Raw genomic sequence first — 2,312 nt, 5'->3', positions numbered from 1 at the left:
CATTAACATGTCGCCGATCGGTTCAGCGTTTTCGTTGGTCGCGTTGAGTTTGATTTGAATCCAAGGCATGGTCTGGCTCTGCTCGATAAAAAGGAAATTGGCGCAGAGTGTAGCAGAATTGAGCGAGAGGGGGGAGTTGCTAGTTCCTAGTTGTTAGTTCCTAGACGGGACTGTGAAGAATAAAAACGCCCAGCGGTGGCTGGGCGTTAGGAGAGAGCGTTATAACTCAGAGAATTAATGGTCTAGACCAAGTTTCTTCTCTAGGTAATGAATGTTGGCACCGCCGTGTTGGAAGTTCTCATCATTCATGATCATCTCTTGCAGTGGCACGTTGGTTTTGATGCCTTCGACGATCAGTTCGCCGAGTGCATTCTTCATGCGTGCGATCGCGACATCACGGTTCTCACCGTAAGTGATCAGTTTGCCGATCATCGAGTCATAGTGCGGTGGCACTGTGTAACCAGAGTAGATGTGCGATTCCCAACGTACGCCCATGCCGCCAGGGGCGTGGAAACGCTCAATTTTACCTGGTGAAGGTAGGAAGCGCTCTGGGTCTTCGGCGTTGATACGACACTCAATCGCGTGGCCGCGGATTTTGATGTCATCTTGCGTGAACGACAGAGGTTGACCTGCAGCAACACGCAGCTGCTCTTTGATTAGGTCGATGCCAGTGACCATTTCAGTGACTGGGTGCTCAACCTGAATACGGGTGTTCATCTCGATGAAATAGAACTCGCCGTTTTCGTACAAGAACTCGAACGTGCCTGCGCCGCGGTAACCGATTTCGATACACGCACGGGTACAACGCTCACCGATGTACTTACGCATTTCAGCCGTGATGCCCGGTGCGGGTGCTTCTTCGACCACTTTTTGGTGACGACGCTGCATAGAACAGTCACGTTCACCAAGGTGGATAGCGCCGCCTTGACCGTCTGCGATGACCTGGACTTCAACGTGACGCGGGTTTTCAAGGAATTTCTCCATGTAGACCATGTCATTGTTGAAGGCCGCTTTCGCTTCTGCGCGCGTCATGGCAATGGCTTGCACCAAGTCTTTTTCAGCACGGACCACACGCATACCACGACCACCGCCGCCGCCAGAGGCTTTGATGATCACTGGGTAGCCGATGCGTTTCGCGTGGGCTTTGTTTTTGTCTTCGTCGTTGTCGAGCGGGCCATCTGAGCCAGGTACACAAGGTACGCCCGCTTTCTTCATTGCGGTGATGGCTGATACTTTGTCGCCCATCATGCGAATGGTCTCCGCTTTTGGACCGACAAAGATGAAGCCGCTGCGCTCGACTTGCTCTGCGAAGTCTGCATTTTCCGACAAGAAGCCGTAACCTGGGTGGATAGCGACCGCACCGGTCACTTCTGCCGCAGAAATAATGCGAGGAATATTGAGGTAACTGTCGATACCACGTGCAGGGCCGATACAGACGGTCTCGTCTGCCAGCAGGACGTGTTTAAGATCGCGGTCAGCCGTTGAGTGGACGGCTACCGTCTTGATACCGAGCTCTTTACAAGCGCGAAGGATACGAAGTGCAATTTCACCTCGGTTCGCGATGACTACTTTATCTAACATAACAGAGGGCCTCTATTATTCGATAACAACAAGCGGTTGATCGAATTCTACCGGTTGGCCGTCTTCAGCAAGGATGGCAGTCACGACGCCAGATTTATCGGCTTCGATTTGGTTCATCATTTTCATCGCTTCAACGATACATAGCGTGTCGCCGGCATTCACTTTCTGACCGACTTCAACAAACGCTTTCGCATCTGGGCTTGGTGAACGGTAGAAAGTACCAACCATTGGAGAAAGAACCTGGTGACCAGACACTGCTGCTGGTGCAGACTCTTGAGCTGCAGGAGCAGGGGCAGCTGCTGGTGCAGGCGCCGCAACCGGTGCTGGCGCGGCTGCGTATTGGATAGGAGCAGGCTGCGCAGGCGCTGCAACGCCGTGACGACTGATGCGTACCGACTCTTCACCTTCAGAGATCTCTAGCTCAGCAATGCCAGACTCTTCAACTAATTCGATAAGCTTCTTAATTTTACGGATATCCATTGTGTCTTTCTCTTTTATCTTGTGAATAAGACAGCGCCTAAAGGCGCTGCAGAGTAGTGAGTATCGGCGTCCATCTGTCCGCCGCGTGTTGTCTTGTTACGCTGACTTGAGCTTGTCTATCGCAGCCATCAACGCAAATTGGTAACCTTGTGCACCTAAACCACAAATCACACCTACTGCTTTATCAGACAGGTAAGAGTGATGACGGAAGGGTTCGCGTGCGTGCACAGGTGCTGTTCATGCCACCTGTT

The 2,312-nt window shown here is 52.1% G+C and carries 2 protein-coding genes and 1 pseudogene; all 3 read right to left on the bottom strand.

Annotation, left to right across the window (positions count from 1 at the left end; genetic code table 11):
• Window positions 1-234: 234 nt before the first annotated feature.
• Window positions 235-1,581, bottom strand: coding sequence for an acetyl-CoA carboxylase biotin carboxylase subunit (gene accC, locus AC6R1O_RS17265; RefSeq protein WP_500633619.1), 1,347 nt, complete (start codon window positions 1,579-1,581; stop codon window positions 235-237).
• 15 nt (window positions 1,582-1,596) lie between these two features.
• On the bottom strand, window positions 1,597-2,061 hold the full coding sequence (gene accB / locus AC6R1O_RS17260) for an acetyl-CoA carboxylase biotin carboxyl carrier protein (protein WP_487902788.1): 465 nt from the start codon (window positions 2,059-2,061) through the stop codon (window positions 1,597-1,599).
• 96 nt (window positions 2,062-2,157) lie between these two features.
• Window positions 2,158-2,289: pseudogene (locus tag AC6R1O_RS17255) on the bottom strand (type II 3-dehydroquinate dehydratase); the annotation flags it as partial.
• Window positions 2,290-2,312: the final 23 nt, after the last annotated feature.

It is taken from the genome of Vibrio sp. R11-SG3-ISO3-SZ (genome assembly GCF_059834345.1).
This window is presented reverse-complemented; position numbering and strand designations above follow the sequence as displayed.